A 26,219-nucleotide genomic window follows, 5' to 3' on the forward strand; every position below is an offset into this window, starting at 1 on the left:
TCGATCAAGCCGCGCGTTTCTGCGCGGTCTCGCCCGCGAGCGCGTCCAATACGGCGCGCTCGAATTGCATCTGCGTACGCGGATGCTCCAGCGTCGAACCGGTGACAATGAACACGTCCTCGACCCGGTCGCCCAGCGTCATGATCTTGGCCATTAAGACCCCGACTTTATGCCGCGCAAACACACGAGTGAGGGCATACAACAGCCCCGGACGGTCGGTGGCCGTCACCGACAGACGCCACGACTGGCTGCGTTCGTCCGGTTGCAATTCGGCTTGCGGCAATACCGGGAAAGCCTTGGACAGGCGAGACTGGCGGCGCATCGGCGCGACAGCATAGATCTCGTCCAGCGGCACGCCGTCTTGCAGTTGCTTGAGCCGCTGCGTTAGCTCGTGTTCCACCAGCGTTGCCTGCGCACGCAAATCGGACGCGCCTTCCGGCGGCAGCACGATAAAGCTGTCAAGCGCCCAGCCATGACGCGTGGTATGAATCCGCGCATCCTGAATGCCCAAAGATTTGGCATCGAAATACGCGCAGATCGCCACCACGAGGTCAATCACATCACGCGTATAAACCATGATCTGCAGACCTTCGTTGCGATCAGTGGGGCGCGCACGCACGATGGGCTCCTCGGGCGTGACTTGATAGTAAAGATGACGCGTATGCCAGGCGATGTCGGAAGCATCGTGGCGCAGGAAGTACGCCACATCGAGCTGCTTCCAAAACGCTTCGCGCGCATCGTCACGCAAGCCTGCCAGACGGGTCAACCGTGCGGCTTCAGCCTTGCGCTCGGCAAGTACGGTATGCGTATCAACAAACGACCCGCCCAGAGCGGCCAGCGTCAGATGATACAGATCCTCCAGCAGCTTGCCTTTCCATGCATTCCAGACCTTGGGGCTGGTGCCGCGTATATCGGCCACGGTCAGCAAATACAGCGCGGTCAAATGACGCTCGTCGCCCACTTTCTGGGCAAATTCGGCAATGACGGCCGGGTCGGACAGATCGCGCTTTTGCGCTACCGCCGACATGAGCAGATGGTTGCGAACCAGGAATTCAACGAGCTCCGCGTCCTCCCGGTCCAGGCCATGATCGAGCGCGAACTTGCGTACTTCGCGCGCGCCCAACTCGGAATGATCACCGCCGCGGCCCTTGGCGATATCGTGAAACAGCGCGGCGACATACAGTAGCCAGTGCCGGTCCAGCTCCGCGACCAGCTGACTCGCCAACGGATATTCCTGGGCGTGTTCCGGCATCGTGAAACGACGCAGATTGCGCACCACCGCCAGCGTATGCTGATCCACCGTGTAAGCATGGAACAAGTCATGCTGCATCTGGCCCACGATGCGCCGGAATGCCGGCAAATAGCGCGGCAGAATATTCAGCATCGTCATCCGGCGCAGCTCATGAACGATGCCGCGCGGCTGCTGCAGGATTTGCAGAAACAGCTTGCGATTGACCGGATTGCGCCGGAATTGCGCGTCAATACGATGGCGGGAATGCCAGATCGCGCGCAACGTGCGCGGCGTCATCCCGGTCAGCTCGGGATGTTGCTGCATGGTCAAGAACGCGCGTAGCAATAAAGGCGGCTTCCGTTCGAAACCATCGTCGCGCACGATGTCCAGCCGATTGCGGACCTTGCGGAAATCTTCGTCGATTTCCGTGGCTTCTGTCTCCGGGCCGGGGAACAACCGTTCCTCGATGCTCGGAACCAGAATCGCATTGAGCTGCGTCACCAGACGGGCTGCCCAGTAATACCGCTGCATCAACAATTCGCTGCTGCGGCGCGTGGCGGTCGATTGAATGCCGTACACCTCGGCCAGCGCCGGTTGCAGATCGAACAGCACGCGATCCTCGCGACGTCGGCTCAGCAGATGCAGCTCAATACGCAGCCGCTTGAAAGCCTGCTCCGCACGACGCAAATCGCGGGCTTCAGAGGGTGTCAATAACCCGGCCTGCGCAACCTCGCGCCACGTACGGCCGAACCCTGCCGCGCGCGCCATCCACAGAATCACCTGCAAATCGCGCAGGCCGCCCGGCGATTCCTTGCAGTTCGGCTCCAGTGCATATGGCGTCTCGTGATAGCGAGCATGGCGCTGCTGCATTTCCACGCGCTTGGCGAGGAAAAATGCCGGCGCGTCCATCTGTTCGCGCATGGTCGTCTCAAACTGCTTCATCAGCGAGCGGCTGCCTGCGAGCCAGCGCGATTCCAACAGCGCGGTCTGCACGGTGATATCGGCTTCGGCCTCGCGCATGCAGTCATCCAGCGTGCGCACGCTATGGCCGGGCTCCAGGCCCAGATCCCAAAGCGCCGCCACGAGGGCCTGAATCGCCTCTGCTTCCGTGTCGGAGGGCGCCGCCGGCAACAAAATCAGCAGGTCGACATCCGAATGGGGATACAGCTCGCCGCGTCCATAACCCCCCACTGCCGCCAGTGTGGCGCCCGCCGGCAGGGGATAGAGCTTGAGCAAATCCCGCAGCGCCTGATCCACCAGCCTGCGCAAATCGTTGAGGAGAATATCGGGCCGCCGATGTTGGCGAAACTGCTCGATAGCGGCCCCGCGGGCGCGCTTGAGCTCCTCGCGCAGATCCGAGAGCGATGACAAAGTGGCGTTCATGGCGCGTTGGGCGTCAGTGTGGCGAGGGGGTTCAGGCAGCAGCCGGCAACACGAGGCGTTCGGCGACGAACTCAGGCGGCTGGCGCACACCGGGCGACAGCGTCAGCACTTCGTATCCCGTGTCGGTTACGAGCACGGCGTGCTCCCATTGCGCGGACAGGCTATGGTCGCGCGTCACCACCGTCCAGCCATCGGCCAGCTGACGGATTTCGCGGCGGCCGGCGTTGATCATCGGCTCGATGGTGAAAATCATGCCCGTTTGCAGACGCACGCCCGTACCGGGCTTGCCGTAATGCAACACTTGCGGGTCTTGGTGGAACTGACGGCCCACACCGTGGCCGCAGTATTCGCGCACCACTGAATAGCCGTTGGCCTCAGCGTGCTTTTGAATCGCATGCCCGATATCGCCCAGGGTCGCGCCATTGCGCACTTGCTGAATGCCTTTCCACATGCATTCGAAAGTCACCTCGGCCAACCGGCGTGACTGAATGCTCGGCTCACCCACGTGATACATGCGGCTCGTGTCGCCGAACCAGCCATCCTTGATGATGGTCACGTCGATATTGAGCGAATCGCCGTTCTTCAGAACCTTGTCGCCGGGAATGCCGTGGCAGATTTGATGATTGACGGACGTGCAAATAGCGCCAGGGAAGGGCGGATATCCCGGCGGCGCGTAGCCGATGGTGGCGGACTTTACGTGCAGAACGTCCGTCATGTATTCCAGACACAGCCGGTCCAGCTCTCCGGTTGTCACACCGGGTTTGACATAAGGAGTAATGAAATCAAGAATTTGCGCGGCGGCCTGACAAGCAGCACGCATCTTGTCGAGGTCGGCGGGGTCGGTAACGAGGGCCATGAATGAAGGATTCTCTTGGCTTGAGTAAGAAGACGGAAAGATAGTAGAATTATAGGCTTGCCTAAAAAACCGGGGCAATGTCGGTGGTGGTTTGGATCACAAACCCGCGTCACATTGGCTTTGGCTCAGGCTTACTATGTATAAAGCATTGTAGGCCTTTCGCTAGTACGATCGTCTGGGTTTGCTCTTTGTAGTTGGGTTGCCGTAGTGGGTGGCCCGCGGCAAGAGATCGATCGTCCGGTTCTAAGGTCAGACATTTCGGTGGCCATGGTGGTCACACGAAAAATCGCGCGTTACGTCACCCAGGGTGCTAGCCGTGCCATGCACGGGCCGGTACAGACGTAATGCAAGAAACAACCCTCGGAGAATGTTATGTCCCTCATGCGCGAAATGCTCGAAGCTGGCGTCCACTTTGGCCACCAGACCCGTTACTGGAATCCCAAGATGGCTCCGTACATCTTCGGTCACCGTAACAAGATTCACATCATCAACCTCGAACAAACCGTGGCGAAGTACCAAGAAGCCACCAAGTTCGTGAAGCAATTGGCTGCCCGTGGCGGCAACATCCTGTTCGTCGGCACCAAGCGCGCTGCCCGTGAACTGGTCGCAGCCGAAGCCGCCCGTTGCGGCATGCCCTTCGTTGACGCCCGCTGGTTGGGCGGCATGCTGACCAACTTCAAGACGGTCAAGACCTCGGTCAAGCGTCTGAAGGACATGGAAGCTGTCGTCGCCGAAGGCGGCGCTGAGCGCATGATCAAGAAAGAAGGCCTCCTGTTCCAACGCGAACTGGAAAAGCTGAACAAGTCGATCGGCGGCATCAAGGACATGAACGGTCTGCCCGACGCGCTGTTCGTGATCGACGTGGGTTACCACAAAATCGCCATCGCCGAAGCTCGCACCCTGGGTATCCCGGTGGTTGCCGTGGTTGATACCAACCACTCGCCCGACGGCGTGGACTACGTGATCCCCGGTAACGACGACTCGGCCAAGGCCATCGCGCTGTACGCCAAGGGCATCGCCGACGCCGTGCTGGAAGGCCGCGAGCAAAACCTGAACGGTCTGGTCGAAGAAGCCACCGAAGGTTCGGAAGAGTTCGTCGAAGTGCAGGACAACCAGGCCTAATGCCTGACCCGGCCCGGGCCCTGTCGCCGCATGGCGACGCGGCCCGGCCGACCCGTTCGAGACGGGCTCCCGTCTCTGGCCCGCTAAATGCGGGCGTCTTGTCGAATCAAAACATGTGTCCCGCTCAATCGGGGCATATCTAAGCGAAATTGGAGCAATCATGGCTGAAATTACCGCCGCCCTCGTTAAGGAACTGCGCGAGAAAACCGACGCGCCCATGATGGAGTGCAAGAAGGCCCTGACCGAAGCCGAAGGCGATCTGGCTCGCGCCGAGGAAATCCTGCGCGTCAAGTTGGGTAACAAGGCCAGCAAGGCCGCTTCGCGCGTGACCGCCGAAGGCCTGATCGGTCTGTACATCTCGGACGACGCCAAGCAAGGCGCCGTTATCGAAGTCAACTGCGAAACCGACTTCGTCGCCAAGAACGACGACTTCGTTGCTTTCGTCAACGACCTGGCCAAGCTCGTCACCACCCAGAAGCCCGCCGATGTGGCCGCCCTGTCGGCGCTGCCGATGGGCGAAGGCACGGTCGAGACGACCCGTACCGCCCTGGTTGGCAAGATCGGTGAAAACGTGTCCGTGCGCCGCTTCCAGCGCATCGAAACGCCCAACTCGCTGGCCAGCTACGTGCACAGCGGCAAGATCGGCGTGCTGGTTGAATTCGCCGGCGCCGAAGAAGTCGGCAAGGACCTGGCCATGCACATCGCTGCGACCAAGCCCAAGGCCCTGAACGCTGACGGCGTTGCCGCCGAAGACATCGCCGCCGAGCGCTCGGTTGCCGAGCAAAAGGCCGCCGAATCGGGCAAGCCCGCCGAAATCGTCGCCAAGATGGTCGAAGGTTCGGTGCAGAAGTTCCTGAAGGAAGTCACGCTGATGTCTCAGCCCTTCGTCAAGAACGACAAGCAATCCGTTGAGCAAATGCTCAAGGAAAAAGGCGCCTCGATCAGCCAGTTCGCCCTGTTCGTCGTGGGTGAAGGCATCGAGAAAAAGACCACCGACTTCGCCGCTGAAGTCGCCGCCGCCGCCGCGGGTCAAGCTTAAGTTATCGTAGTACTCTGGGCCGGCTAGATTAATATCTAGTCCGGCCCTATTCTCGTCTTACATTTTCGTCGGATTGTTCCTCGGGGACATCACCTATGAGCAGCAGATCATACAAACGGGTTCTTCTCAAACTTTCCGGCGAGGCGCTGATGGGCGACGATGCCTTTGGCATCAATCGCGCGACCATCGTGCGCATGACCGATGAAATTGCAGAAGTGGCGGCGCTGGGCGTCGAGTTGGCCATCGTCATTGGCGGCGGCAACATTTTCCGTGGCGTGGCGCCGGGTGCTCAAGGAATGGACCGCGCGACGGCCGACTATATGGGCATGATGGCCACCATCATGAATGCCCTGGCCCTGCAGGATGCGCTAAAGAACAAAGGCGTGGATGCCCGCGTGCAATCCGCCTTGAATATCGACCAGGTGGTCGAGCCTTACATCCGCCCCAAAGCCTTGCGTTACCTCGAAGAGGGCAAGGTCGTGATTTTCGCGGCGGGTACGGGTAACCCATTTTTCACCACCGATACGGCCGCCGCGCTGCGTGGCGCTGAAATCGGTGCGGAGATCGTGCTGAAGGCCACCAAGGTGGATGGCATCTACAGTGCCGATCCCAACAAAGATCCGACGGCAACGCGCTATACCCGCATCAGCTTCGACGAAGCCATCGTGCGTCGTCTCGAGGTGATGGATGCCACGGCATTCGCGCTCTGCCGCGATCAAAAAATGCCTCTGAAAGTGTTTTCGATCAATAAGTCCGGCGCACTCAAGCGTGTGGTCATGGGCGAAGACGAAGGCACGTTGGTACACGTTTAACAAAGGATATTTCCATGAGCGTCGCAGAAATCCGCAAATCGGCCGAAACTCGCATGGCCAAGTCGCTGGACACGCTGAAAACCAACCTGTCCAAGATCCGGACCGGTCGTGCTCATACGGGTATTCTGGACCACGTCCAGGTCGAGTACTACGGCTCGCCCGTGCCCGTGAGCCAGGTGGCGAACGTCAACCTGGTCGACGCGCGTACGATCAGCGTTCAGCCCTACGAAAAGCCCATGCTTTCCGTCATCGAAAAGGCCATCCGTGAATCGGATCTGGGCCTGAATCCCATCTCCATGGGCGAGACCATCCGCGTTCCCATGCCCGCGCTGACCGAAGAGCGCCGCCGCGACTTGACCAAGGTGGTCAAGAGCGAAGGCGAGGACGCCAAAGTGGCCGTGCGCAACCTGCGTCGTGAAGCCAACGAAGCGTTGAAAAAGCTGGTCAAGGAAAAGGAGATTTCCGAGGACGACGAGCGTCGCGCTTCCGATGAAGTGCAAAAGCTCACCGACCGTCACGTGGCCGAAATCGACAAGATCGTGGCCACCAAAGAAGCGGAGATCATGACCGTATAATCGCGGTCAGGTATTGTTCGCTCGCGCGCCGCTTGCGCCGTACCGTTGCTGTCTCACCGGCGCGGTGTCGGTGTGGCGGCGCAATGTTTTTCAGCCAGCCTTTATGGCCGTTCCCGTTTCCACATGGTAACTAGCTCGACCCAGGCGATCCCCGCCACCCACGCAGTGCCGCAGCACGTGGCCATCATCATGGACGGCAACGGTCGTTGGGCAACGCGCAGGCTTTTGCCGCGTACAGCAGGGCACGCCAAGGGCGTGCAGGCCGTGCGTCGCGTTGTCGAGGCTTGCGGGCGGCGAGGGGTGCGTTACCTCACGTTGTTTGCCTTCAGCTCGGAAAATTGGCGCCGACCCGCCGAAGAGGTCAGCCTGTTGATGCGGCTTTTTGTGCAGGCGCTCGAACGCGAGGTGGATAAGCTCAACGAGCAGGGCGTGCGACTGCGCGTCGTGGGCGATCTGTCGCATTTCGAGCCCAGGCTCCAGGCCTTGATCGCCGATGCCCAGGCTCGCACGGCGCATAACGATCGTCTGCATCTGACCGTGGCGGCCAATTATGGCGGCCGCTGGGATGTGCTGCAGGCCACGCGCGCCATGCTCGCGCAGCGTCCCGAATTGGCACAAGACCCGCAACGCATCGACGAAGCGGATCTCAGCGCGCATTTGTCCATGGCGTGGGCGCCGGAGCCCGATTTGTTCATCCGCACGGGCGGCGAGCAACGCATTTCCAATTTCCTGATCTGGCAGCTTGCATATACCGAGCTGTATTTCACCGACTTGTACTGGCCCGATTTCGGGATGGAAGAGCTCGACGCCGCGTTCGAGTGGTATCGCACGCGCGAACGTCGTTTCGGGCGCACCAGCGCGCAACTGCGCGAAGAGGCGGCACGCTGAGCTTTACGGAGACTTTCTGATGCTCGTTCAACGCGTTATTACTGCCGTGGTGCTGCTCATCGTGCTTGCGATGACGCTGGCCTCGGATAACCCGTGGCCATTCACCGCTTTGCTCGCGTTGGGCGCGGCTTGCGCCTGCTGGGAATGGTTGCGTCTGACCGTGCGTCAGCCGCCCTCGGGCGCAGTTTGCGTCGGCGTGGCGGTGCTCGCGTTTGTGCTGATGCTGGGGTCTGCATGGATGTGGTTGCAAGACGGTGGCGCCTCATGGCGGGATATCGTCGTGCAAATCCTGACGCCTATCGTGGCGCTGGTGTGGGCGTTCGGCGCGACGGGAGCCGTGGTGCAGGGTCGTTCCAGTGCGCCACCGGCCAGCGCCATGTGGTCGCTTTTCAGCGTACCGGCGATCTTTACCGCGTGGTCGCTTCTGGCGTTGGGTTTCATGCAGCGTGGCTGGTGGTTCGTCGTGTCGTTGCTGGCTTTGGTGTGGATCGCGGACATCGCCGCCTACTTTGCCGGCCGGGCTTTCGGCAAGCGCAAACTGGCACCGAAGGTCAGCCCAGGCAAAACCATTGCCGGCGCGGTGGCGGGCGTGCTGGGCGCCGTGGTCTGGGTTTGGGGATCGAGCTTTTGGGCCGGCAGCTTTGGCGAGTCGCTGTTCGCGCGCTTGGGTCTGCCGCTGGGATTGCTTGCCGCCGCCTTGCTTGGCGCGATTTCTATTGTCGGGGATCTGTTCGAGTCCCTGTTGAAACGCCGTGCGGGACGCAAAGATTCGAGCAATCTGTTACCCGGCCACGGTGGTGTGTATGACCGCATTGACGCGATACTGCCCGTCGCGCCGTTTGCCTTTTTGCTGTCTGGAGTGTTGTCTTGAGCCGTTTTCAACGTGTTGCGATCCTGGGAGCCACGGGATCTATCGGTGAAAGCACCCTCGATGTGATTGCCCGTCATCCAGACAGGCTGGGCGTGTATGCGCTGTCGGCGCATAGCCGCATGGATCGGCTGGCCGAGCAGGCTGCCGCGAGTAACGCCGCCGTGGTGGTCGTTCCCGATACCGCGGCGCGACAGCGTTTTCTCGCTGCCTGGCCGACCGGCCGGGCTATGCCGGAGATTCGCGTCGGCGCGCAAGCCTTGGCCGATACCGCTGCCGATCCTGCGTGCGATACCGTGATGGCGGCGATCGTGGGCGCGGCTGGCTTGCCGGGCGCGCTAGCGGCCGCGCAGGCGGGAAAACGGGTGCTGTTGGCCAATAAAGAGGCGCTGGTGGCCGCCGGCGCGCTCTTCATGCAAGCTGTGCGCGACAACGGCGCTGAATTGTTGCCGATCGATAGCGAACATAACGCGATTTTTCAATGCATGCCCCGAGGCGACCGCGCCGGCGCGCCGACCGAGCCCGCTCGAGGCGTGCGGAGGTTGTTGCTGACCGCGTCTGGTGGTCCTTTCCGCCGGCACGATCCGCAGGATCTGCACGACGTCACCCCCGATCAGGCCTGTAAGCATCCGAACTGGAGTATGGGCCGCAAGATCTCCGTCGATTCCGCGACCATGCTCAACAAGGGGCTGGAGGTCATCGAGGCGCACTGGCTGTTCGCCATGCCGGCCGAACGGATCGAGGTACTGATACACCCGCAAAGCGTCGTGCATTCCTTGGTGGAGTACGACGACGGGTCGGTATTGGCGCAGCTCGGTCAACCGGATATGCGTACGCCGATCGCCTATGGACTGGGTTTTCCCGACCGCTTAGCCAGCGGCGTGAGTCCGTTGGATCTGGCCAAAGCCGGCTGTCTCGAATTCGATAAACCGGATTTGAATCGGTTTCCGTGCCTGGCGCTGGCGTTCGACGCGTTGCGTAGCGGGCAGGGCGCTTGTATTGCGCTGAACGCGGCCAATGAAGTGGCGGTGGCGGCATTCCTCGCGGGCCGGCTGCGCTATACCTGGATTCCCCGGGTCATTGCCGCTGCGCTGGAATGGCAGCAGCAACGGTCTTCTGTTACGCTCGACTCTCTCGCCGATGTGCTGGCCCTGGATGCGGAAACGCGGGCCTATACCGGTAACCTCGGCCTGGCCTGACAGAAGAACCCGCTCACCCGACCATGCTTTTCACTCTGCTCGCCTTTGCCGTCGCCCTGGGCATCCTCATCACGTTTCACGAGCTGGGCCACTATTGGGTCGCGCGGCTGTGCGGCGTGCGGGTACTGCGCTTTTCCGTGGGGTTTGGCAAAGTACTTGCGCAACGCACCGATAAACATGGCACAGAGTGGGCGTTGTCGGCCATCCCCTTGGGCGGCTACGTCAAAATGCAGGATGACCCGCCAGCGGGCGCCACGCGCGCCGAGGCCGCACGGCCATTTAATACTCAGCCCGTAGGCCGTCGTATCGCCATTGTGGCGGCTGGCCCGTTATTTAATCTGATTCTGGCTGTCGCCCTTTATACCGGCCTTAACCTCGCGGGCACCGAAGAGCCAGTCGCGCTGATCGGGCCTCCAGCCGCCGAGACCCCCGCGCAATTGGCGGGTTTTCGTGGCGGGGATCAGATTCTGGCAATCGATGATAGTCCCGTGAAGTCGTGGACCGATGCGCGCTGGCGCCTGACGGATGTGCTCTCCACCGGGGGGCGCGTGAACGTTCAGGTGCGCACGGCCGATGGCAAGACCGTCGAACGCGGCTTGCAAGTGCCTCCCAATCAGATGGACCCGCAACGTGGCGATCCGCTGGCCGAGGTCGGTCTGCGGCTGGCTCAGCCCAAGCCCGTCGTGCGCACCGTCATCGAGGGAGGCGAGGGCGCCCGGGCCGGCTTGATCGATGGTGACCGCATCATCCGTGCGGGCGAGCTTATCGATCCTGATTCCGCGCAGCTCGTACAGACCATCCGGGAGCACGCGGGATCGCCATTGTCCTTGACTGTGCTGCGCAATGGCGCCGAAGTCTCGCTGTCCGTGATTCCTCGCGCCGAAACCGTCGACGGCCAGGTTGTGGGCCGTATCGGGGTGCAATTGGGCGGTACCGTTCCCATGGTGACCGTGCGTCATGGCCTGATTGGCAGCGTGACAGACGGCGTCGTGCGTACCTGGGATACGGCCTGGTTGTCGCTACGCATGCTGGGGCGCATGGTCATCGGCGAGGTTTCCTGGCGCAATATCACGGGGCCGGTCACCATCGCGGACTACGCCGGTCAGACCGCCAGAATGGGCTTTGCGGCTTATATCGCGTACCTCGCGCTCATTAGTATCAGTATCGGTGTTTTGAACTTGTTGCCTATTCCCATGTTGGATGGAGGGCATCTGCTGTACTATTTCGTCGAAATCGTTCGCGGCAGTCCGCCGCCTGAGCGTTGGATCGATATGGGACAACGCGCGGGTATCGGAATATTAGCCAGTCTGATGGGCTTAGCTTTATTTAACGACTTCGCTCGCCTGTTCACGTAACAGACGATCGAATAAAATCTCACGCCATTTGCTCGACCTAGGATAGCCAAGCACATGTTTTCTCGGATGTTTCATCACAAAAAAGGCTTGATGCCGGGCTTGCTTGCCGCGCTGCTCTTGCCGGCGATTGCACATGCCTTCGAGCCTTTTGTCGTACGGGATATCCGTGTCGAAGGCATTCAGCGTACGGACGCCGGCACGATTTTCGGCTATCTGCCGGTCAAGGTAGGTGAGCGATTCACCGAATCCGAGGCAACGGAAGCCGTGCGCCGGCTCTATGGCACGGGTTTCTTTAGCGACGTCAAGATCGAAACGAGCAACGACGAAGTCGTCGTCGTCGTGCAAGAACGGCCGACCATCGCGTCCGTCACGTTCAACGGCATGCGCGAATTCGACTCCGCCGCCATCACGAAATCGCTGCTGCAGGTGGGTTTTGGCGAAGGGCGGATCTTCGATCAATCCATGCTGGAACGCGCCGAGTACGAGCTGAAAGAGCAATATCTGGGCAAGGGCAAGTACGGCGTCGAGGTCACCGCCACCGTTACCCCGTTGCCGCGCAACCGCGTGGGCGTGAGCTTTGACGTGTTCGAAGGCGATGTCGCCAAGATCCGTCAGATCAGCGTCGTGGGCAACAAGGCTTTCTCCGAAAGCGAGCTGCTCGATCTGTTTCAGCTGACCACGCCGGGGTGGTTGACGTGGTATACGGGCACAGACAAGTATTCGCGCGAAAAGCTCGAGGGCGATATTGAACGCCTGCGTTCGTTCTACCTGGATCAAGGCTACCTGGAATTCTCGGTCGAGCCGCCGCAGGTCACGATTTCGCCGGATCGCAAAGACATCTACATCACCGTCACCATCCACGAAGGCGAGCCTTACAAGGTACGCAACGTGAAGCTGGCGGGCAACTTGCTCGGCCTGGATTCGGAAATCCAGAAGCTGGTGCAGGTCAAAGAGGGCGAGACGTTCAACGCAGCCGAGGTTAACGATTCCGCCAAGGCCATTACGGACTACCTGGGCGAACTCGGTTACGCATTCGCGAACGTCAACCCGAACCCGACGCTGGATCGTGCCAACCACGAGGCCGATCTGACGTTCTATATCGACCCGAGCCGTCGCGTTTACGTGCGTCGCATTCAGATCGGCGGCAATACTCGCACCCGCGACGAGGTGGTGCGCCGCGAAATGCGTCAGCAAGAAGCCGCCTGGTATGACTCGGGCGATCTGAAGATCTCGCGGGATCGTATTGACCGTCTGGGCTATTTCAACGAGGTCAACGTCTCGACCGATCCGGTGCCGGGTTCGCCCGACCAGGTCGACGTCAACGTCGACGTGAAAGAAAAACCCACCGGGATGATCAACCTGGGCGTGGGTTATGGCTCCACGGAAAAAGCGATCTTCTCGGCCGGGATCAGCGAAGACAACGTTTTCGGCAGCGGCACGAACCTGACCTTGCAGTTCAACACCAGCAAGACCAACCGTGCCGTGGTGTTGTCGCACACCGATCCGTACTTCACCAAGGATGGCATCAGCCGTACGACTTCGGCCTACTATCGCGTGGTTGAACCGTTTAACAATAACGACGGCGACTATCGCGTGAAATCGCTGGGTCTGGGGATGAACTTCGGCGTGCCGATCTCGGAATACGACCGGATCTTCCTGGGTGGTACGTACGAGCGCAACAGCATCGACCTGTACAACAATTCGCCGCAAGCCTACCGTGATTTCGTCAAGCAATATGGCGATACGACGAATGCGTTTATCCTGAATGCTGGCTGGTCGAAAGACACGCGTGACAGCGCACTGGCGCCGACCAAGGGTTCCTACACCCGCCTGAAGGCCGACGTTTCCGCCGGGGATCTGCAGTACTACATGCTGACGGCTCAGCAGCAGTACTACGTTCCGCTTGGCCGTGCCTACACCCTGGCCTTGAATGGCATGGTGGATTACGGCGCGTCCTATAGCAACAAAGACTACCCGGTGATCAAGAACGTTTACGCCGGCGGTATCGGTACGGTGCGCGGCTATGACGGTGCATCATTGGGTCCGCGCGATACGCTGACGAACGACTATCTGGGCGGCGCCCGTCGTATTGTGGCGAATGCGCAGTTGTATCTGCCGTTCCCGGGTGCGTCCAAGGATCGTACGTTGCGGTGGTTCCTGTTCACCGACGCGGGCCAAGTCAGTCCGGGCAACGGGATGAAGTGCACGACGGGTGAACCCGGGCATGGTGTGCAAGATCCTTGCGGCTGGCGCTTCTCGGCGGGTATCGGCCTGTCGTGGCAGTCGCCGCTGGGCCCCTTGCAGCTTTCCTATGCTCGTCCGCTTAACTCCAAATCGGGCGACGACCTGCAAGCATTCCAGTTCCAGATTGGTACCGGGTTCTAATTCCGCGAAAGACCATTCGGTTACGCCTGTACACACCGGCAAGAGGCCGCAACACGGCCTCTTGTTGGATTAGTGGCACAATAACGGCTTTGCTTTACCTCATTCGAAGGTGAGATTTTCATGACGTCTGATTACGCACTCAACACCTCGAGCCCGGCGCGTGCAACACGCGTTGGCAAACTGCGCGGGTCGCTGGCCCTGGCGGGTGCGCTGTTCCTCGGTTCCGCCGTAACGCTGCCGGCCCATGCGCAAGGCACCAAGATCGGTTTTGTGAACACGGAGCGCATCCTGCGTGAGTCCGGCCCGGCCAAGACTGCGCAGAGCAAGATCGAGACAGAATTCAAGAAACGTGACGACGAGCTGCAACGCCTGAGCAACAGCCTGCGCACGCAAGTCGAAAAATTCGACAAGGACGCGCCTGTCCTGTCGGAGACCGACCGCGTCAACCGTCAGCGCGATTTGGCCCGTTTGGATACGGACCTGCAGCGCAAGCGCCGTGAATTCCAGGAAGACTTCAATCGTCGCCGCAACGAGGAATTCTCCGCGATCGTGACCAAGGCCAACCAGGCCATCAAGAACATCGCCGAGAAAGAAAACTATGACCTCATCGTGCAAGACGCCGTGACGGTCAATCCTCGCATTGATATCACCGACAAGGTGATCCAGGCCCTCGGTCGTTAAGCCGAGGTCGCATGCCTGTCCTGCTGGATACCGCCCGCGCCCCGGCCCTGGATGCGCTGCTGGCGTCGGTGAACACCCAAGGGCTTGATCTGCGGATTGAGTCCGGTAAGGCCGGGGATGTGCGAAGTCTGGATCTTGCAGAGGCCGCCGCGACAAGCGCAGCCTCGGCTGGCGTGCCTATGCCCCAAATTCGAGGCATAGGCACGTTGGCGTCTGCCGGTCCGGAAGAAATCACATTCCTGAGCAATCCGCGTTATCAAGCACAGCTTGCCGGTACGCGGGCGGCTGCCGTGATTGTCACGCCCGACGTGGCGCAAGCCATGGCGGCCAACGCCGAGATGCCCGCCGCTTTGCGCGTGGTGTGTGCGCACCCGTACCTGCTTTACGCTCGGCTGGCCCAATGGTTCGACGCCGCGCGTCGCCCAGAACTGCCCGCCAGCGTGCATGCGCTGGCCGTGGTCGCTGCCGACGCCGTGATCGAGGACGATGTGCGCATCGGTCCGCACTGCGTGGTCGAGGCTGGTGCACGGATCTCGCGCGGCACGACGCTCGGCCCGGGCTGCGTCATCGGCGCCGGCTCGACTGTCGGTCCCGATTGCATGCTGCACGCCCGTGTCACGCTCTACGACAATGTGCACATTGGCGCACGCGCCATCGTCCATAGCGGCGCCGTGCTGGGCGCTGACGGCTTCGGTTTTGCGCCCGATCCGACCTTGGGCAAGGGCGCCTGGGGCAAAATCGCGCAACTTGGCGGCGTGCGTGTGGGCGATGATGTCGAGATCGGCGCGAACACCACGATCGACCGTGGCGCGCTGGAAGACACGGTGATTGGCGATGGCGTGAAGCTGGACAACCAGATCATGATCGCTCACAACGTCCGTATCGGGGCACATACCGCGATCGCCGCGTGCGTGGGGATTGCTGGGTCCACCGTTATTGGCTCACGTTGCACGATCGCGGGCGCCGCCATGCTGTCGGGTCATCTGACGCTCGCGGACGATGTGCATGTTTCCGGTGGGACGGCGGTGACGTCGAGCATTACCCAGCCGGGGCGTTACACTGGCGTGTATCCGTATGCGGAGCATGGCCAGTGGCAGCGCAATGCCGCTGTGATACAACAGCTGTCGCAGCTGCGCCGCCGGCTGCGCGCACTCGAGAAAGACTGACACGCCCTCGCGTTCGACGAGGGCGGCGCAACTATCAAATACGCTAGGAATTCTTAGAAATGGAACTCGACATCAAGGCGATCATGGAGCGTTTGCCGCATCGCTATCCGATGCTGCTCATCGACCGCGTTCTGGAGATCGTGCCGGGCAAATCCATCGTCGCCATCAAGAACGTGTCGATCAATGAACCGTTCTTCGAGGGACATTTCCCGCATCATCCGGTCATGCCGGGCGTGCTCATCACCGAAGCCATGGCTCAGGCGGCTGCACTGTTTTCGTTCACGGACGAGGACGGTGGCCTGAAGTGCGACAGCGCCAAGACGGCGTATTACCTGGTGGGTATCGACGAGGCCCGTTTCCGTCGTCCCGTGGTGCCGGGTGACCAGCTCCGGCTGGAAGTGCAAGCCGAGCGGCTTAGCCGCGCGATCTGTAAATATTCCGGGCGCGCCTTAGTGGACGGCCAAGTCGTGGCCGAAGCCAAGCTGATGTGCGCAATCCGTAGCTTGGAAGCTTAAATGTCTGGAAATATCCATCCCACAGCCTTGGTCGACCCGGCCGCCAAGCTCGACAGCAGCGTGCGCGTCGGGCCGTATTCGGTTATCGGCCCAGATGTCACCATCGATGCCGGGACGGAGATCGGGCCGCATTGCGTGATCGATGGTGTGACAACCATCGGGCGCGAGAACCGGATTTACCGTTATTGCTCTGTCGGCGGGATGCCGCAGGACAAGAAGTACGCGGGTGAACCGACGCGTCTGGTGATCGGTGATCGCAACACGATCCGTGAATTCACGACCTTCAATACTGGCACGGTCCAAGACGGCGGTCTGACCACGATCGGCAACGACAACTGGATCATGGCCTACGTCCACGTGGCGCATGATTGTCACGTGGGTAACAACACCATTTTGGCGAATTCGGTGCAGTTGGGCGGGCATGTTCACGTCGGCGACTGGGCGATTGTCGGTGGACTCACCGGTGTGCACCAGTTCAGCAAGATCGGCGCCCACAGCATGACGGGCGGCAACAGCTCGCTCATGCAGGATATGCCACCCTATGTGTTGGGCGCGGGCAACCCCTGCCGTCCGGTCGGCATCAATGTCGAAGGCCTCAAGCGCCGGGGCTTCAGCGCCTCGGTGATCAGCAGCCTGCGCGAGGCGTACAAGATCGTGTTTCGCCGTGGCTTCTCGTTGGATGAGGCGCGCGCCGAGCTGCGTGCCCGCCAGCAATCGCATCCGGATGCCGCCGAAGCGCTGCAGGTTCTGATCGACTTTTTCGACGCCTCTACCCGGGGCATCATCCGTCCATGACCATCACTGTCGGCATGGTCGCGGGCGAGCCCTCGGGCGACCTGCTGGCCAGCCGTGTCATCAATGGCTTGCGCGCCGCGCAGGCCGATCTGCGTTGTCAGGGGATTGGCGGGCCAGCCATGGACTCGGCTGGTTTCGAAGCCTGGCATCCTATGCACGCGCTGACGGTGTTCGGCTATGTAGACGCGTTAAAGCGTCTGCCGAGCTTGCTGCGCACGTATGGCGATGTGAAACGCCGCTGGCTGGCGACGCCACCGTCGGTCTTCGTGGGCGTGGACGCGCCCGACTTCAATCTGAAGCTCGAATTACAGCTGCGGCAAGCCGGTATTCCCACGGTGCACTTCGTGGGGCCCTCTATCTGGGCTTGGCGTTACGAACGCATCCATAAGATTCGCGAAGCGGTCTCGCATATGCTCGTGCTGTTTCCCTTCGAGGAAGAGCTATACCGCAAGGAGCGGATTCCCGTCACGTACGTGGGCCATCCGCTAGCCGATGCCATCCCCATGGAGCCGGACCGCGCAGCGGCACGTCGCCGCCTTGGCTTGGATGACAACGCCCGGGTGCTGGCGATTTTGCCGGGCAGCCGGTCCTCGGAGATCCGAATCCTGGCGCCGCGTTTTCTACAGGCGGCTCAGCAGCTCCGCCAGCGTGATCCGGCGCTGGTATGCGTGGTGCCCATGGTCAACGCGCAACGTCGGCAAGAGTTCGAGGCCATCTTGGCGCAGTATCCCGTGCCAGGACTGCGGTGTATTACGGCCGACGATGTGCCTGCGGCAGACCGGATGCCGGTTGCGTGGACCGCCTTGGAAGCCAGTGACGCGGTGTTGGTGGCGAGCGGAACGGCCACCCTGGAAGCGGCGCTGTTTAAGCGGCCGATGGTGATTTCCTACTATCTGTCGCCTTGGATGCGGCGTATCATGGCCTGGAAATCGGGTCAGCAGCGCCCGTATCTGCCCTGGGTGGGGCTACCAAACGTCCTGTTGCGCGACTTTGCCGTGCCGGAGCTCTTGCAGGATGACGCCACGCCGGACAAACTGGCGGCTGCAACCTGGGAAGCCCTGACCGACGAGGCGCATGCGACGCGCGTGCAGTCGCGCTTTACCCAGATGCATCATGATTTAACGCGCGATACGGCCACATTGGCTGCCCGCGCCATACTCGACGTGGCTCATGGATCAGCATAGCCTTTTCAGCGACATTACCCCGGATTTCACGGGCATCACGATGGCCGGCGTGGACGAAGCCGGCCGCGGCCCGTTGGCCGGTGCGGTCTACGCGGCGGCAGTGATTTTGGACCCGTCACGGCCCGTTTTGGGTCTGGCAGACTCGAAAGTGCTGACCGCAGGTCGCCGGGAAGAGCTGGCCTTCGAGATCCGTGAACGTGCGCTGAGCTGGTGCGTGGCCAGCGCCACGGTCGAGGAAATCGACACGCTCAACATCCTGCGTGCCACCATGTTGGCCATGCAGCGCGCGGTCGAGGGGTTGGCGCATTTTCCGCAGGTAGCAATGGTGGATGGCAATCAAGCGCCTTCTCTGCGTTGCACCGTACAAACGGTGATCAAGGGCGACGCCTTAGTGCCCGCGATATCGGCGGCCTCGATTCTCGCCAAGACGGCGCGCGACGCTGATTTAGTACGCCTGCATGAGCAGTTTCCGCAGTATGGTTTCGATCAGCACAAGGGGTACGGCACGGCTTTGCATTTGACTCGCCTGCGCGAGCACGGCCCGTGTCTGGAGCACCGTCGCAGTTTCGCGCCCGTGCGCCAGTTGCTCGCGGCGGCCGTCTAGGAATCGATCACTGCCAGGTGGAATCGCGGCCTCATCGTCTGAAGTCGCCTAATATCCGCCTTTCGCAGATTTGCGGGGCGCCCTTGGTGCCTCCTTAGTGTCTATCGCCCAAACTTCTCGTCATGAAACACATCGCCTCCCGCGACAACCCTCAGTTCAAACAGTTGCAGCGGCTGGCGCAGCATGCCGGACGACGCGGAGAGCGCGCCATTCTCGAAGGCGTGCATTTGTGCCAGTCGTGGCGGTCGCTTGCCGGGGCGCCCGCATTGGCAGTCTTCGCGGAAGAACGCCTTGATCGGCCGGAACTCGTGGAACTACTGCGAGGCGTGAGCGACACCATGGCTGCGCGGGACATTCTCATCGTGCCTGCGACGCTGCTCAAACATCTGGAAACGGTCGAAACCGGCCAGGGCGTGATTTTTGTTGTCGATCCGCCTGTGCCCACGCTGCCAGAGCAACTCGATGAATCCACGGTTTGGCTGGATCGTGTCCAGGATCCGGGCAATGTCGGCACGATTCTGCGAGTGTGCGCGGCGGCAGGCGTGGGCCGCGTGTTGCTTTCTACGGGATGCGCCGCTGCATGGTCGCCCAAGGTCTTGCGTGGGGGCCAGGGCGCGCATTTCGCGCTGAAGGTTCACGAACATGTGGATCTGCTCGCCAGCGTTGAGCGCCTGGACGTACCTCTGGCCGTCACGACGCTCGATCAGGCCGAGGACCTTTATTCGACTGCCTTGCCTCCCGCCTGCGCCTGGGTGTTTGGCCATGAAGGGCAGGGTGTGAGCGCCGAATTGCAGGCGCGTGCAAAATTGCGCGTGCGTATCGACCACTCGCCCAAGGTCGAGTCTCTGAACGTCGGCATCGCGACCGCACTGTGTCTGTTCGAGCAGCGCCGTCAAAACGGGCTTCGCTAGCCGCGCTTGTCGCTACGCAAGGGCCAGAGCCGCTGCCTGACGGCGGCGCCTATATCCCGGCCCTGGCGAATTCCGATCAGTTCGACCGGTCCAAGCCCACTTCCTGCAGCACCGTCGTCGCGATTTCCTCGATCGACTTCGTGGTCGTCGATAACCAGGAGATCCCTTCCCGCCGCATCATGCGCTCCGCCTCGGCGACTTCGTAGCGGCACTGTTCCAGATTCGCATAACGGCTGTTCGGCCGACGTTCGTTGCGCACCTCAGCCAGACGCTCGGGCTGAATCGACAAGCCAAACAGCTTGGAGCGATGCGGCACAACGGTCGAGGGCAGCGTTCCCCGTTCGAAATCATCCGGCGTGAGCGGAAAGTTCGCGGCTTTAATGGCGTACTGCATCGCCAGATACAGGCTGGTCGGGGTCTTCCCGCAACGTGACACGCCCACGAGAATCACATCCGCCTGATCCAGCTGATTGATGAACTGCCCGTCGTCGTGTGCCAGGCTGAAGTTGATCGCGTCGATCCGGCGCCGATATTCCTCCGAGTTCGCCGCCATGTGCGATCGGCCAATGGAGTGGCTGGATTTAATCCCCAAGGCCTGCTCGATGTGCCCCACGAATGTCGCAAAAAGATCCAAAAAAACGCCGTTCGCGCGGCGCACGACGTCCATACTAGCCGGGTCAACCAATGTGCTGAAGACAATGGGCGGAAAGCCGGTCTCGCGCGCGTTGCGGTTGATGCGCGCGGCGACTTCCTCGGCTTTCTCCAACGTGTCGATAAACGGTAGCCGGATCGCCTTGAACCGGACCTGGTCAAACTGGGACAGGACCGAATTGCTGAACGTTTCGGCGGTGATACCCGTACTGTCGGAGACGATGTAGACAGTGCGTTCGATAGGGGAGGAAGCCATATGTAAAATTTTCCAACCAAGGGGGAGGGTAGGAGTATCCGACCGAGTACAATTTGCCCCCAATCAGTCACCCCAAAGAGCGGTCTCAGGCTGGTTTGGTCAGTGCATCACGGTGTGTTGACCAAACTCGCTTTCTCTATTGTAAAAGGTGACTTAAATGTCGTATGTCGTTTCGTTCGAGCAGCTCCGCATGACGGACGTGGACTCGGTAGGAGGTAAGAACGCATCGTTAGGTGAAATGATCAGTCAGCTGTCCGGCGCGGGTGTCCGCGTCCCGGGCGGCTTTGCCACGACTGCAGAGGCCTTCCGTGATTTCCTGAAGGCTTCTGGCCTGGACGAGCGTATTGCTACGCGCCTGAGCACGTTGAATCCCGAAGACGTGCGTGAACTGGCCGTGGCTGGCGCCGAGATCCGCCAATGGATCATCGATGCGCCGTTTTCCGCCGAATTCGAGCAGCAAATCCGTACCGCTTTCGCCGCGCTGGACGCCGATGGCAAGGGTTCCTTCGCCGTGCGTTCGTCGGCCACCGCCGAAGACTTGCCCGATGCCTCGTTTGCCGGTCAGCAAGAAACCTTTTTGAACGTAGTCGGCATCGAGGATGTGCTGGACAAGATCCGTCACGTCTTCGCCTCGCTGTATAACGACCGCGCGATTTCGTATCGCGTGCATAAGGGCTACGCCCACGCAGAAGTCGCTCTGTCGGCCGGCGTGCAGCGCATGGTGCGCTCGGACAAGGGCAGCGCCGGCGTGATGTTCACGATCGACACCGAATCCGGCTTCCAAGACGTGGTGTTCATCACCTCGTCCTATGGCCTGGGCGAAACCGTGGTGCAAGGCGCGGTCAACCCGGACGAGTTCTACGTCTTCAAGCCGTCGCTGGAATCCGGCCACTATCCCATCGTCAGCCGCCGTATCGGTTCGAAGCTGATCAAGATGGAATTCGACCCCGAGCGTACCGAAGGCCGCGCCGTGCGCACGGTCGACGTGCCCGTGTCCGAACGCAACCGCTACTCGCTGACCGATGACGAAGTCGCCGAGCTGGCCCGTTACGCCGTCATCATCGAAAAACACTACGGCCGCCCGATGGACGTCGAATGGGGCCGTGATGGCATCGATGGCAAGATCTACATCCTGCAAGCGCGTCCGGAAACGGTGAAGTCGCAACAGGGCGCCAACGATGTGCAACAGCGCTATCGCCTCAAGGCCACGGGTCAGGTTCTGATCACCGGCCGCGCCATTGGTCAGAAGATCGGCTCGGGCCCGGTGCGCGTGGTCGGCGATATCTCGGAAATGGACCGCGTCCAGCCGGGCGACATCCTGGTCACCGACATGACGGACCCCAACTGGGAACCCGTCATGAAGCGCGCCTCGGCCATCGTCACCAACCGTGGCGGCCGTACTTGCCACGCCGCGATCATCGCGCGCGAACTGGGTATTCCGGCTGTCGTGGGCTGCGGCGAGGCCACCAGCATCCTGAAAGAAGGCCAATCGGTCACGGTATCGTGCGCCGAAGGCGACGAAGGCCGCATCTATGACGGCTTGATCGAGACCGAAGTCGAGGAAGTTCGCCGTGGCGAAATGCCGCCGATCGATGTCAAGATCATGATGAACGTGGGTAACCCCCAACTGGCGTTTGATTTCGCGCAGATTCCGAACTCGGGCGTGGGTCTGGCCCGCCTGGAATTCATCATCAACAACAACATCGGCATTCACCCCAAGGCCGTGCTCGACTATCCGAATGTCGACGCCGAGCTCAAGAAAGCCGTGGAATCGGCCGCTCGCGGCTACGCCAGCCCGCGTGCGTTCTTCGTCGAGAAGCTTGCCGAAGGCATCGCCACCATTGGCGCTGCGTTCTGGCCGAAGTCCGTCATCGTGCGTATGTCGGACTTCAAGTCGAACGAGTATCGCAAGCTGGTGGGCGGTTCGCGTTACGAGCCCGAGGAAGAGAACCCCATGCTGGGCTTCCGTGGCGCATCGCGCTACATCGCTGAAGACTTCGCGGAATGCTTCCGCATGGAATGCGAGGCCCTGAAGAAGGTCCGCGACGTCATGGGTCTGACTAACGTCGAGATCATGGTGCCGTTTGTTCGCACGGTCAGCCAAGCCAAGCGCGTGGTCGATCTGTTGGCCACCAACGGTCTGAAGCGCGGCGAAAACGGCTTGCGCCTCATCATGATGTGCGAAGTGCCGTCCAACGCGATTCTGGCCGAACAGTTCCTCGAGCATTTCGATGGCTTCTCCATCGGTTCGAACGACATGACGCAGCTCACGCTGGGTCTGGACCGCGATTCGGGGATGGAGCTGCTGGCAGCCGACTTCGACGAGCGCGATGACGCGGTTAAATTCATGCTGCGTCGTGCGATCAAGGCGTGCCTGGCGGCCGACAAGTACGTGGGTATCTGCGGCCAAGGCCCCAGCGACCATCCGGATTTTGCCCAATGGCTCAAGGACGAAGGCATTCTGTCCATGTCCTTGAACCCGGATACCGTGGTCGACACGTGGCAGCGTCTGGCGAAGTAATTCGCTAAGCACGACCGGCGGCGCGGGATAGCCACCGGTTGATCGTCGCGTAAAGAAGTCTGCACGCCTGACTTGATCAGGCGTTGCAATACATAAGCCCGGCCTCTCTCACGAAAGCCGGGCTTTGTCGTATTCGGACGCGTGGTATCGTGATGCGACGCCTGCATCGGCCGCGCGCGTCATCTACATCGATCGGCGCGCAAACCGGCGGCGCGGAAACATCACTGCGCGTATTTGTGGGCGAGCTCCCGGCAGTCGGCGAGGAAGTTCTGCGCCGCGGGCGTGAGCGCTCGTGACTTCAGGTGCATCACACAGATGGATCGATGGATTTCGGGCGAGCCCAGTTCGACCATCTTTAATCCGCTGAAATTCAGCAGCGGTGTCAACGAGGCCGGCAAAATGCCGATGCCCAGTTCGTTCATGATAAAGCCGATCAATGTACTGGCCTGTTCCACTTCGAATGCCGGCTGGAAGGCCGTGCCGTGCTGGGTGTATTCGGCTTCGAGTATGTGACGGACATTACTGGTCGTCGCCAGCGACACCAGCCGGTAGGGCCAGAGCCGGGACCACGTGACCCGATTGAATTGCGCCAGCTCGTGGTCCGCTCGGCAAATCAATACCAGTCGATCCCGAAACAGTGCGTGCTGCACCAGCTCATCGTCGTGGGGCTTCGCGGGTGCGATAGCGATGTCGACTTGGCCCGTTTTTAGCGCTTGAATAGAGGCCTCCGAGAGCGCATCACGGGCTTGCAGCGCAACGTTCGGATATTTTGCCTGGTAGCGGCGCAAGACTTCCGGGAAAAAAGTGGCCGCTAATGACGGCACGGCCGAGACACTGAGGTGGCCCGTTTTGCCTTGGGCCAATGCACTGACGTCTTCTAATGCGTCGTCCAGGTCATGCAGCAAGCGCGTGGTGACTTTCAGCAGCTCTTGACCGACGGAGGTGAGCTTGACAGAGCGCGTGGTGCGATCCACCAGCGGTGCCTCGACGAGCTCTTCCATCTTGCGAATCGCATTGCTCAATGCTGGCTGGGATAGATGAACGGCCTTGGCCGCCTCGCTGAAGTTCAGCGTGTCGGCCAGTGCGCGGAATATCTCCAGCTGGCGCAGCGTAAGTCTTATTTTCACAATGAATAATTATATGGAATAAATAAATTGGACCTATGAGTTCATCGTACTTATAGTTTCCTCGACCAGCAAGACCAACGTGAGGAGACTGAGGATGCAAGTCATAGAGCAAAAAAATGCCGTACACGTCCAACCATCCGGCGCGGCTCTCGGTGCCGATGTGGCCGGAATCGATCTCTCGCAGGATCTGAGCGAAACCGAACAAGAAATCATTAAGCAGGCCTGGGCCGATAACCTCGTGCTGCGATTCCGTCGGCAGCCTAAACTCGAGGTCGAGGATTTGGTGCGCTTTTCCCGCTATTTCGGCGACCTGGATAAAGCTCCGCCGGCCAGTACGCAAATGGGCGAGGATTTCACCTGGCAGCACCCGGAGATCACCGTGATTTCCAATGTGGTGGCCAACGGCAATCCCATCGGCGACCTCGGTTCTTCAGAGGCGGTCTGGCATTCCGATATGACCTATAACCCCAAGCCTCCGAAGGGCAGTGCGTTATATGCCATTGAAATCCCGCCCGCCGGTGGCAACACGCAGTTTGCCAATATGTACCTGGCCTACGAGACGTTGCCGGACCGTCTGAAGAGCAGAGTCGCTGACCTGCGTTGCGTGCATGACGCCAGCCGCAATAGCGCGGGCGGCTTGCGCAAGGGCTATGTCGACAATACCGACCCGCGCGAGACCGTGGGCGCGACGCATCCAATGGTTCGGGTGCATCCCGTGACGGGCAAGAAATGCCTGTTCCTTGGCCGGCGTCGCAAGGCGTATATCGTCGGACTTGCGCTTGAAGACAGCGAAGCCTTGCTCAATGAACTCTGGCAGCACGCTTGCCAGGAGTCGTTTGTCTGGACCCAGGAATGGCAGCTGGGCGATCTGGTGCTGTGGGATAACCGCTGCACGATGCACCGTCGAGATGCTTTTGACCCCAACACGCGCCGTTTGCTGTACCGCACGCAAATCACCGGCGAAGAGGTACTGGCAGCCGCAGAAGCGTGAGTGAGAACCCCATGCCTATTCGCAAAGCGATCGTGCGGCAGGTTTCGTGTCCGCTCACCACACCTTATAAGCTGTCGTCGGGGGATCTGACTTCGTTTGACCCCTTCATCCTTCAACTCATCGACGATGAGGGTCGCATAGGATGGGGGGAATGCCTGATCATCCCCGGCTATACCGACGAGTCCATCGAAGAGTCATGGGCCGCAGCCAATGAAGCGGCGCGGGCCCTGGTGGCATCCCAGAATGCCGACGTGGCGGCCATCATCGCGAAAGCGCAGCCGAAATGCCCCGGCATCGCCAGTACCATCGATACCGCTATCGAGATGCTCAAGGATGACGGTATTTACCGTCATGTTGACGAAGTCGTCATGCCCTTACTCGCGCCTTGCCAGGGGCATGAGCCTGAGGAAATCCGCGACGAAGTGGAGTCGCTTCTGGCGCAGGGTTACCGCACCCTGAAGGTCAAGGTCGGATTCGATTGGCGCGAGGATTTGGCGCGCATCGAGCATATTCAGTCGTGCCTTAATGGCCGTGGCAGCATACGCCTGGACGCGAATCGCGGATTCAATGAAGCGGATGGCCGGGCATTCGCCAGCCGGCTGGCGCCCGCCGGCATCGAGCTATTCGAGCAGCCGTGCGGTTCAGATGATTGGCAGGCCAATGCTCGTGTGGCCGAAGTCTCCACGGTGCCTGTCATGCTCGACGAATCCATCTATGGCCTGCCGGATATCGAACGCGCCGCCGCGATCTCCAACGTGGGATTCGTGAAGTTAAAGCTCAAAAAGCTTGGCGGTGCGAAAACGCTGGAGCAGGGTTTACGCCGCATCACCGCGTTGGGCATGACACCAATACTCGGCGATGGTGTGTCGATGGATCTGGGCTGCTGGTTCGAGACGGTGATCGGCCATCGCTGTGTGCGGACGGTGGGCGAGATGAACGGCTTTCTAAAAACGCAGTTCAGCTTGTTTCGCAATCCGATGCCTTTTCGACAAGGAGCCGTGCATCTACCGGCCGGATACTGGCCGGAGGTGGACGAAGACCGCATCGCGAGTTGTACGTTGCGCGAGCAACGATATTCCCGCCATTCTTAAAAAACAGGGTAGA

23 protein-coding genes are annotated in these 26,219 nt (G+C 60.7%); 19 read left to right on the top strand and 4 right to left on the bottom strand.

Translation table 11 applies throughout. The features are described 5' to 3' along the window. Positions 1–4: 4 nt before the first annotated feature. The gene (locus GOQ25_RS16515; RefSeq protein WP_160351572.1) at positions 5–2,614 is read right to left on the bottom strand and encodes a [protein-PII] uridylyltransferase; all 2,610 of its coding nucleotides are present in this window, start codon (positions 2,612–2,614) and stop codon (positions 5–7) included. A 31-nt stretch (positions 2,615–2,645) separates the two neighbouring features. Then, positions 2,646–3,470: a type I methionyl aminopeptidase gene (map, locus tag GOQ25_RS16520; protein ID WP_160351573.1), complete on the bottom strand. Its 825-nt coding sequence runs from the start codon at positions 3,468–3,470 to the stop codon at positions 2,646–2,648. 372 nt (positions 3,471–3,842) lie between these two features. On the opposite strand from map, the gene rpsB reads away from it, so the two are divergent. The 16 genes from rpsB to GOQ25_RS16600 all read left to right on the top strand — a co-directional run bounded on the left by rpsB (position 3,843) and on the right by GOQ25_RS16600 (position 19,569). Continuing rightward, a complete protein-coding gene (rpsB, locus tag GOQ25_RS16525) occupies positions 3,843–4,592 on the top strand; it encodes a 30S ribosomal protein S2 (RefSeq protein ID WP_160351574.1) in 750 nt (249 codons plus the stop codon). Between the two features lie 160 nt (positions 4,593–4,752). Next, positions 4,753–5,631, top strand: coding sequence for a translation elongation factor Ts (tsf, locus tag GOQ25_RS16530; protein ID WP_160351575.1), 879 nt, complete (start codon positions 4,753–4,755; stop codon positions 5,629–5,631). A gap of 95 nt (positions 5,632–5,726) precedes the next feature. Then, positions 5,727–6,443, top strand: a complete 717-nt coding sequence (pyrH, locus tag GOQ25_RS16535) for a UMP kinase (RefSeq protein ID WP_160351576.1) — start codon at positions 5,727–5,729, stop codon at positions 6,441–6,443. Between the two features lie 14 nt (positions 6,444–6,457). Continuing rightward, entirely contained in the window at positions 6,458–7,018 is a 561-nt protein-coding gene (frr, locus tag GOQ25_RS16540) for a ribosome recycling factor (protein ID WP_160351577.1), read from the top strand. Between the two features lie 123 nt (positions 7,019–7,141). Then, a complete protein-coding gene (gene uppS, locus GOQ25_RS16545) occupies positions 7,142–7,906 on the top strand; it encodes a polyprenyl diphosphate synthase (protein WP_160351578.1) in 765 nt (254 codons plus the stop codon). Positions 7,907–7,925: 19 nt separating this feature from the next. After that, positions 7,926–8,777 carry a phosphatidate cytidylyltransferase gene (locus tag GOQ25_RS16550; RefSeq protein ID WP_160351579.1) on the top strand — a complete coding sequence of 284 codons (852 nt, stop codon included), beginning with the start codon at positions 7,926–7,928 and terminating at the stop codon, positions 8,775–8,777. Then, positions 8,774–9,973, top strand: a complete 1,200-nt coding sequence (locus tag GOQ25_RS16555) for a 1-deoxy-D-xylulose-5-phosphate reductoisomerase (protein ID WP_160351580.1) — start codon at positions 8,774–8,776, stop codon at positions 9,971–9,973. Before GOQ25_RS16550 ends, GOQ25_RS16555 begins: the two co-directional genes overlap by 4 nt. A gap of 23 nt (positions 9,974–9,996) precedes the next feature. Beyond that, positions 9,997–11,328, top strand: coding sequence for an RIP metalloprotease RseP (gene rseP, locus GOQ25_RS16560; protein ID WP_160351581.1), 1,332 nt, complete (start codon positions 9,997–9,999; stop codon positions 11,326–11,328). Positions 11,329–11,382: 54 nt separating this feature from the next. Continuing rightward, positions 11,383–13,713, top strand: a complete 2,331-nt coding sequence (gene bamA / locus GOQ25_RS16565; RefSeq protein WP_160351582.1) for an outer membrane protein assembly factor BamA — start codon at positions 11,383–11,385, stop codon at positions 13,711–13,713. Between the two features lie 120 nt (positions 13,714–13,833). Then, positions 13,834–14,394, top strand: a complete 561-nt coding sequence (locus GOQ25_RS16570; protein ID WP_160351583.1) for an OmpH family outer membrane protein — start codon at positions 13,834–13,836, stop codon at positions 14,392–14,394. Between the two features lie 11 nt (positions 14,395–14,405). After that, positions 14,406–15,560, top strand: a complete 1,155-nt coding sequence (gene lpxD, locus GOQ25_RS16575) for a UDP-3-O-(3-hydroxymyristoyl)glucosamine N-acyltransferase (protein WP_160351584.1) — start codon at positions 14,406–14,408, stop codon at positions 15,558–15,560. Between the two features lie 59 nt (positions 15,561–15,619). Next, positions 15,620–16,075 (top strand): 3-hydroxyacyl-ACP dehydratase FabZ, encoded by a 456-nt coding sequence (gene fabZ / locus GOQ25_RS16580; RefSeq protein ID WP_160351585.1) that lies wholly within the window; start codon positions 15,620–15,622, stop codon positions 16,073–16,075. Next, the gene (lpxA, locus tag GOQ25_RS16585; RefSeq protein WP_160351586.1) at positions 16,076–16,870 is read left to right on the top strand and encodes an acyl-ACP--UDP-N-acetylglucosamine O-acyltransferase; all 795 of its coding nucleotides are present in this window, start codon (positions 16,076–16,078) and stop codon (positions 16,868–16,870) included. Then, on the top strand, positions 16,867–18,054 hold the full coding sequence (lpxB, locus tag GOQ25_RS16590) for a lipid-A-disaccharide synthase (protein WP_160351587.1): 1,188 nt from the start codon (positions 16,867–16,869) through the stop codon (positions 18,052–18,054). The genes lpxA and lpxB overlap by 4 nt, the downstream gene beginning before the upstream one ends. Further along, positions 18,041–18,658, top strand: a complete 618-nt coding sequence (gene rnhB / locus GOQ25_RS16595) for a ribonuclease HII (protein ID WP_160351588.1) — start codon at positions 18,041–18,043, stop codon at positions 18,656–18,658. Before lpxB ends, rnhB begins: the two co-directional genes overlap by 14 nt. A gap of 122 nt (positions 18,659–18,780) precedes the next feature. Further along, complete coding sequence (locus GOQ25_RS16600) at positions 18,781–19,569, top strand: RNA methyltransferase (protein ID WP_160351589.1); 789 nt, start codon at positions 18,781–18,783, stop codon at positions 19,567–19,569. Between the two features lie 76 nt (positions 19,570–19,645). Here the strand turns inward: GOQ25_RS16600 and GOQ25_RS16605 are convergent, their stop codons facing one another. After that, positions 19,646–20,476 carry a pyruvate, water dikinase regulatory protein gene (locus GOQ25_RS16605; RefSeq protein ID WP_160351590.1) on the bottom strand — a complete coding sequence of 277 codons (831 nt, stop codon included), beginning with the start codon at positions 20,474–20,476 and terminating at the stop codon, positions 19,646–19,648. Positions 20,477–20,633: 157 nt separating this feature from the next. On the opposite strand from GOQ25_RS16605, the gene ppsA reads away from it, so the two are divergent. Further along, a complete protein-coding gene (gene ppsA, locus GOQ25_RS16610; protein ID WP_160351591.1) occupies positions 20,634–22,997 on the top strand; it encodes a phosphoenolpyruvate synthase in 2,364 nt (787 codons plus the stop codon). Between the two features lie 221 nt (positions 22,998–23,218). Here the strand turns inward: ppsA and GOQ25_RS16615 are convergent, their stop codons facing one another. After that, the gene (locus tag GOQ25_RS16615; protein ID WP_160351592.1) at positions 23,219–24,124 is read right to left on the bottom strand and encodes a LysR family transcriptional regulator; all 906 of its coding nucleotides are present in this window, start codon (positions 24,122–24,124) and stop codon (positions 23,219–23,221) included. A gap of 94 nt (positions 24,125–24,218) precedes the next feature. Between GOQ25_RS16615 and GOQ25_RS16620 the strand changes: the two genes are divergently transcribed. Together GOQ25_RS16620 and GOQ25_RS16625 are read left to right on the top strand one after the other, a co-directional pair. Further along, on the top strand, positions 24,219–25,115 hold the full coding sequence (locus GOQ25_RS16620) for a TauD/TfdA family dioxygenase (RefSeq protein ID WP_160351593.1): 897 nt from the start codon (positions 24,219–24,221) through the stop codon (positions 25,113–25,115). An 11-nt stretch (positions 25,116–25,126) separates the two neighbouring features. Then, positions 25,127–26,206, top strand: coding sequence for a mandelate racemase/muconate lactonizing enzyme family protein (locus GOQ25_RS16625; protein ID WP_160351594.1), 1,080 nt, complete (start codon positions 25,127–25,129; stop codon positions 26,204–26,206). The last annotated feature ends 13 nt before the right edge of the window (positions 26,207–26,219 follow it).

Origin of the sequence: Bordetella sp. 15P40C-2 (genome assembly GCF_009763235.1) — a bacterium.
Classification (GTDB): Bacteria; Pseudomonadota; Gammaproteobacteria; order Burkholderiales; family Burkholderiaceae_B; genus Bordetella_A.

What these genes read in the sequence shown, in the direction of transcription:
- pyrH (WP_160351576.1), top strand. Translation starts at nt 5,727, where the DNA reads ATGAGCAGCAGATCATACAAACGGGTTCTTCTCAAACTTTCCGGCGAG.
- map (WP_160351573.1), bottom strand. Translation starts at nt 3,470, where the DNA reads ATGGCCCTCGTTACCGACCCCGCCGACCTCGACAAGATGCGTGCTGCT.
- bamA (WP_160351582.1), top strand. Translation starts at nt 11,383, where the DNA reads ATGTTTTCTCGGATGTTTCATCACAAAAAAGGCTTGATGCCGGGCTTG.
- lpxD (WP_160351584.1), top strand. Translation starts at nt 14,406, where the DNA reads ATGCCTGTCCTGCTGGATACCGCCCGCGCCCCGGCCCTGGATGCGCTG.
- rpsB (WP_160351574.1), top strand. Translation starts at nt 3,843, where the DNA reads ATGTCCCTCATGCGCGAAATGCTCGAAGCTGGCGTCCACTTTGGCCAC.
- GOQ25_RS16600 (WP_160351589.1), top strand. Translation starts at nt 18,781, where the DNA reads ATGAAACACATCGCCTCCCGCGACAACCCTCAGTTCAAACAGTTGCAG.
- GOQ25_RS16625 (WP_160351594.1), top strand. Translation starts at nt 25,127, where the DNA reads ATGCCTATTCGCAAAGCGATCGTGCGGCAGGTTTCGTGTCCGCTCACC.
- GOQ25_RS16570 (WP_160351583.1), top strand. Translation starts at nt 13,834, where the DNA reads ATGACGTCTGATTACGCACTCAACACCTCGAGCCCGGCGCGTGCAACA.
- fabZ (WP_160351585.1), top strand. Translation starts at nt 15,620, where the DNA reads ATGGAACTCGACATCAAGGCGATCATGGAGCGTTTGCCGCATCGCTAT.
- GOQ25_RS16605 (WP_160351590.1), bottom strand. Translation starts at nt 20,476, where the DNA reads ATGGCTTCCTCCCCTATCGAACGCACTGTCTACATCGTCTCCGACAGT.
- GOQ25_RS16550 (WP_160351579.1), top strand. Translation starts at nt 7,926, where the DNA reads ATGCTCGTTCAACGCGTTATTACTGCCGTGGTGCTGCTCATCGTGCTT.
- GOQ25_RS16515 (WP_160351572.1), bottom strand. Translation starts at nt 2,614, where the DNA reads ATGAACGCCACTTTGTCATCGCTCTCGGATCTGCGCGAGGAGCTCAAG.
- tsf (WP_160351575.1), top strand. Translation starts at nt 4,753, where the DNA reads ATGGCTGAAATTACCGCCGCCCTCGTTAAGGAACTGCGCGAGAAAACC.
- lpxB (WP_160351587.1), top strand. Translation starts at nt 16,867, where the DNA reads ATGACCATCACTGTCGGCATGGTCGCGGGCGAGCCCTCGGGCGACCTG.
- ppsA (WP_160351591.1), top strand. Translation starts at nt 20,634, where the DNA reads ATGTCGTATGTCGTTTCGTTCGAGCAGCTCCGCATGACGGACGTGGAC.
- rseP (WP_160351581.1), top strand. Translation starts at nt 9,997, where the DNA reads ATGCTTTTCACTCTGCTCGCCTTTGCCGTCGCCCTGGGCATCCTCATC.
- rnhB (WP_160351588.1), top strand. Translation starts at nt 18,041, where the DNA reads ATGGATCAGCATAGCCTTTTCAGCGACATTACCCCGGATTTCACGGGC.
- uppS (WP_160351578.1), top strand. Translation starts at nt 7,142, where the DNA reads ATGGTAACTAGCTCGACCCAGGCGATCCCCGCCACCCACGCAGTGCCG.
- lpxA (WP_160351586.1), top strand. Translation starts at nt 16,076, where the DNA reads ATGTCTGGAAATATCCATCCCACAGCCTTGGTCGACCCGGCCGCCAAG.
- frr (WP_160351577.1), top strand. Translation starts at nt 6,458, where the DNA reads ATGAGCGTCGCAGAAATCCGCAAATCGGCCGAAACTCGCATGGCCAAG.
- GOQ25_RS16620 (WP_160351593.1), top strand. Translation starts at nt 24,219, where the DNA reads ATGCAAGTCATAGAGCAAAAAAATGCCGTACACGTCCAACCATCCGGC.